This window comes from Rugamonas sp. (assembly GCF_025354735.1).
Taxonomy (GTDB): Bacteria; Pseudomonadota; Gammaproteobacteria; order Burkholderiales; family Burkholderiaceae_D; genus Rugamonas.
Genome location: NZ_JANXMI010000243.1, coordinates 1 through 4977, shown reverse-complemented (window position 1 = coordinate 4977; position 4977 = coordinate 1). Strand labels below are relative to the sequence as shown.

Below are 4977 nucleotides of genomic sequence, written 5' to 3'. Positions count from 1 at the left end.
CAGGGTAAAGCCTTGGGGGGGCGGCACCATTGTGGTTATCCACAGTTGCACCCCTTGTCACTTTTGGTAAGAATCGGTCAAACTACAACAATAGTGTAATTTAAAACCCTTCTGGAGACTCCATGAAACTGAAATCCGTTCTACTGGCCATGAGCGTCGCTCTGAGCTTCAATGCCCACGCCCAGGCGCCTATCGTCATCAAATTCAGCCACGTGGTCGCCACCGATACGCCGAAGGGCCAGGCCGCCGAGCGTTTCAAGCAGTTGGCCGAGAAGGCCACCAACGGCCGCGTCAAGGTCGAAGTCTATCCAAACAGCCAGCTGTATAAGGACAAGGAAGAACTGGAAGCGCTGCAGCTGGGTGCCGTGCAGATGCTGGCGCCGTCGCTGGCCAAATTCGGCCCGCTGGGCGTGAAGGAATTCGAAGCGTTCGACCTGCCGTATGTGTTCCCGTCGAAGACGGCGCTGTACAACGTCACCGAGGGTGAAATCGGCAAGGGCCTGATGAAGAAGCTAGAGCCCAAGGGCATCATTGGCCTGGCGTTCTGGGACAACGGCTTCAAGATCATGTCGGCCAACCGGCCGCTGCACACGCCGGCCGATTTCAAGGGCTTGAAGATGCGCATCCAGTCGTCCAAGGTGCTCGACGCGCAGATGCGGGCGCTGGGCGCGACGCCGCAGGTGCTGCCGTTTTCCGAGGTCTACGCGGCGCTCAAGGCCGGCGTCGTCGACGGCACCGAAAATCCGCCGTCGAATATGTACACCCAGAAGATGTACGAGGTGCAGAAGTATGTGACGCTGTCGGACCACGGTTACCTGGGCTACGCCGTGGTGGTCAACAAGCGCTTCTGGGACGGCTTGCCGCCGGCCATACGCACGGCGCTGGAAAAAGCCATGCGCGAGGCGACCACCTATGAAAAAGCCATCGCCCAGCGCGACAACGACCTGGCGCTGGCCGGCATCCGCAGCGCCGGCAAGAGCGAGGTCTACACCTTGAGCGTGAAGGAGCAGTCGGAATGGCGCCGCGTGCTGTTGCCGGTGCAAAAGGCGATGGAGGAGCGCATCGGCAAGGAATTGATCGAGGCCATCAACAAGGAAGGCGCGAAGTAAGCGCCATGCCGGCGCCGGCCGGCCTGTTCAGGACAATATTGACAACTTTTATTGTTTAATCACTTTGCATTACCACAAATTTTGCTAAGGGTTAAAAAATAATTGAGTCTTCAACTAAATACGCCACAGTGCGACAAAAAAAGGTGGAAAAAAGACATTCAGATCAGTTATGATGGCGTCGCGCTCAAGGATATATCTCTCTGAAGAGGGAGCGAAACAGGTCCAAGGGCAGGCACGGAACACGATTTAGTGGGGAGTGTATATAACACGGCACGCAATGCCGGCAATATATTGAGGAGACACACGTTCTACAGAAGCAGTTAGTAGTACCGCTGAAGGCCGCCATAAGCGCGCTACAGCGGACGCTAAACCGCCGGGAACGTGACGCAAGACTTGGAAGCGCATCGTAAGGTGCGCTTTTTTTCGTCTGGGGTTTTGTTCGTCCCCGCCCAGCCGCGCAAAACGGCGGCTTTACGCTAGACTGATGCGATGAAAATACAACAGACCAGTGGCGCCACCGCGGCCGGGATGGCCGATGCGCCAGCCGGGTCCGATACCGCCGATGCGCCCGCCGCCGCGCCCGCCGACCTGGCGCTGATCGACGGCTTTTGCGACAGCCTGTGGCTGGAGGACGGGCTGTCGAAAAACACGCTGGAAGCCTACCGGCGCGACCTGCGCCTGTTTGCGCGCTGGTTGCAGGTGACGCGGCCGCGGCTGGGCCTGCACGACGTCGCGGCCGCCGACCTGGCCGCCTACGTCGCCGCCCGCCACGAGGCCGAGAGCAAGCCCAGCTCGGCCAACCGGCGCCTGTCGGTGCTGCGCCGCTTTTATCAGCGCGCGCTGCGCCAGCACAGCATCAGCGTCGATCCCTGCCTGAAGCTGGCCTCGGCGCGCCAGCCGACGCGCTTCGTCCACACGCTCAGCGAAGCCCAGGTCGAGGCGCTGCTGGCCGCGCCCGACGTCGCCACGCCGCTGGGCCTGCGCGAGCGCACCATGCTCGAACTGATGTATGCCAGCGGCTTGCGGGTGTCCGAGCTGGTGGCCTTGAAGACGCTGGAGCTGAGCCTGAACGACGGCGTGCTGCGCATCGTCGGCAAGGGCGCCAAGACGCGCCTGGTGCCTTTCGGCGCGCAGGCGCGGCTGTGGATAGAGCGCTACCTGAAAGAAGCGCGCGCCGTCATCCTCGACGGCCAGGTCGACGACGCCCTGTTCGTCACCCGGCGCGGCGGCGCCATGACGCGCCAGATGTTCTGGGTGCTCATCAAGAAGCACGCGCAACGGGCCGGCATCGATGCGCCGCTGTCGCCGCACACGCTGCGCCACGCCTTCGCCACGCACCTGCTCAACCACGGCGCCGACCTGCGCGTGTTGCAGCTGCTGCTGGGCCATTCCGACATTTCGACGACGCAGATCTATACCCATGTGGCGCGCGAACGGCTGCAACGGCTGCATGCCGAACACCATCCCCGCGGCCGCGCGCCGCGCTAGCGCAACAGCGCAAATAGTTGTGACCGTCATATCTGCGTCATAATGTGACTTATGTAAGTCCACATCGTGAATATAGAGGTAGCAAATGGCAAAGACAAATTTCCAATATGAGAAGCGGCAGCGCGAACTCGAAAAGAAGAAAAAGGCCGATGAAAAAGCCAAGCGCAAGGCGGAGCTCAAGAGCACTCCCGGTGGCGGCGAGGGCGCGCCCGAGGACGAGGACGGCGAAGACGGCGCGCCGGACACCGACGGCGACAGCGCGCCGGCGGCCGAATAAGCCCCTCGAAGGCGTAAAAAAACCGGGCCTGAGCCCGGTTTTCGATTGCGCCGTCAAATTGCACTACCGGCTTGCGCTGCCGATAGCGCCGGCCGTCACGCCACTTCGGCGACGTCCGCTGTCGTGTCCACCGCATGCGCCGGCACGGCCACCGGCGCCTCCGGCGCTCCCTTGAAGAAGCGCTTGGCGCGCTTGCCCCAGCTGTCCAGATAGGTGTAGGCCACCGGCACCACCACCAGCGTCAGCAGGGTCGACGTCAGCACCCCGCCGATCACGGCGCGGCCCATGGGCGCCTGCGTCTCGCCGCCGTCGCCCATGCCGATGGCCATCGGCAGCATGCCGAACACCATCGCCAGCGTCGTCATCACGATGGGGCGCAGTCGCACCTGGCCGGCCGTCATGATGGCGTCATACTGGCTCTTGCCGTCGCGCTGGCCGTGGTTGGTGAAGTCGACCAGCAAAATCGCATTCTTGGTCACCAGGCCCATCAGCATGATGAAGCCGATCACCGAAAACACGTTCAGCGTGCTGCCCGTCACCAGCAGCGCCACCAGCACGCCGATCAGCGACAGCGGCAGCGACATCATGATCGCGATCGGCTGCAGGAAGCTGCCGAACTGCGACGCCAGCACCAGGTAGATGAAGATCACGGCGATGCCCAGCGCGGCCATGGCCGAGGTCATCGTTTCCTGCATCTGCTGGGCGTTGCCGGCCACGTCGAAGCGCACCCCGGCCGGCAGCACGATGGACTTGATGGCTTTTTGCACGTCGGCGTCGACGTCGCCCGAAGGCCGGCCCTCGGCGTTGGCGTAGACGGCCACGCGGCGCTGCAAGGCCTGGCGCTTCAAGACCTGCGGGCTGGACGAGGGCACGAAGTCGACCACCTGGCGCAGCGGCACCATGACCGGCTTGCCGTCGGCGCCCAGCTTGCTCGACGCCAGCGACAGGTCGGCCAGGTCGGCGATCTTTTCGCGGCCCGACTTCGGCAGTTGCACGTTGACGTCGTAGTTCTGGCCATCGCCGGCCAGCCAGTGGCTGACCGTGTCGCCGGCCACGAAGGGCCGCAGCGCGCTGCCGATCTGCTGCACCGACAGGCCGAGGTCGCTGGCCAGCTCGTTGTTGATCTTCACCGTCGTCGACGGGTTGGCGCCCTCCTGGCTGTATTCGAGGTCGGCCACGCCCTTGATGCGGCGCATCTTGTCCATCAGCTGGTGGGCCACGTCGTCGAGCTTGCCCTCGTCGGTGCCGAGGATGGCGATGAAGATCGACTTTTGCCCGACCGACAGGGTGATGCCGGCGATCGGCGCGAGCCGTTCGCGTATCAGTTTTTCCAGCGTCTTCTGCGAGCGGCGGTGGTGCAGTTTCAAGTCGGTCAGCTTGAGGTCGACGCGCGCCTGGTTGCGGCCGTCCTGGGTGCCGACGACGACGACGCGGCTGTCGATTTCCGGGAAGGCCTTCAGGGCGTCCTCGACCTGGTGGACCTTGAGGTCGGTGTATTGCAGGCTGGAGCCGACCGGGGTCTTCAGGTGCAGGTTGATCCAGCCGTTGTCCTGGTCGGGGAACATCTCGCCGCCTATCATCGGCACCAGCATCAGGCTGGCGACGAACAGGGTCGCGGCGAAGGCCAGGGTCAGCTTGCGCCAGCGCAGCGCCAGGCCCAGCACCTTGCCGTACACCACGTGCAGGCGCTCGATGCCGCCTTCCACCCAGTGCATGAAGCGGCCCAGCCACGGCAGGTATTTGAAGCGGTCCTTGACCGGGTCCGGCCACACCGACGACAGCATCGGATCGAGCGTGAAGCTGACGAACAGCGACACCAGCACGGCCACCGCGACGGTGATGCCGAACTGCAGGAAGAAGCGGCCGATGATGCCCTGCATGAAGGCCACCGGGATGAACACGGCGACGATGGCGAAGGTGGTGGCCATCACCGCCAGGCCGATTTCATTGGTGCCGTCCTCGGCCGCGCGGCGGTGGTTCTTGCCCATGCCCAGGTGGCGCACGATGTTCTCGCGCACCACGATGGCGTCGTCGATCAGCAGGCCGATGCACAGCGACAGCGCCATCAGCGTCAGGAAGTTCAGCGTGAAGCCGAAGAACTTC

Annotated in this window: 4 protein-coding genes; 3 read left to right on the top strand and 1 reads right to left on the bottom strand. The window is 63.5% G+C overall.

Annotated features, from left to right (window positions below; translation table 11 throughout):
* The first annotated feature begins 122 nt into the window (after positions 1-122).
* The 3 genes from Q0S71_RS20160 (at position 123) to Q0S71_RS20150 (ending at position 2874) form a co-directional block, all read left to right on the top strand.
* Positions 123-1109, top strand: a complete 987-nt coding sequence (locus Q0S71_RS20160) for a TRAP transporter substrate-binding protein (RefSeq protein WP_295999832.1) — start codon at positions 123-125, stop codon at positions 1107-1109.
* A gap of 528 nt (positions 1110-1637) precedes the next feature.
* On the top strand, positions 1638-2597 hold the full coding sequence (xerD, locus tag Q0S71_RS20155; RefSeq protein WP_295999833.1) for a site-specific tyrosine recombinase XerD: 960 nt from the start codon (positions 1638-1640) through the stop codon (positions 2595-2597).
* Between the two features lie 85 nt (positions 2598-2682).
* Positions 2683-2874 carry a hypothetical protein gene (locus Q0S71_RS20150; protein WP_295999831.1) on the top strand — a complete coding sequence of 64 codons (192 nt, stop codon included), beginning with the start codon at positions 2683-2685 and terminating at the stop codon, positions 2872-2874.
* Positions 2875-2969: 95 nt separating this feature from the next.
* Here Q0S71_RS20150 and Q0S71_RS20145 read toward each other — a convergent pair.
* Positions 2970-4977 (bottom strand): efflux RND transporter permease subunit (locus Q0S71_RS20145; RefSeq protein ID WP_295999830.1); only part of this gene is annotated, 2008 nt, incomplete at its 5' end.

Bases quoted from the DNA above. Each gene is read 5' to 3' on its own strand.
- Q0S71_RS20160 (WP_295999832.1), top strand. From the start codon at position 123: ATGAAACTGAAATCCGTTCTACTGGCCATGAGCGTCGCTCTGAGCTTC.
- xerD (WP_295999833.1), top strand. From the start codon at position 1,638: ATGGCCGATGCGCCAGCCGGGTCCGATACCGCCGATGCGCCCGCCGCC.
- Q0S71_RS20150 (WP_295999831.1), top strand. From the start codon at position 2,683: ATGGCAAAGACAAATTTCCAATATGAGAAGCGGCAGCGCGAACTCGAA.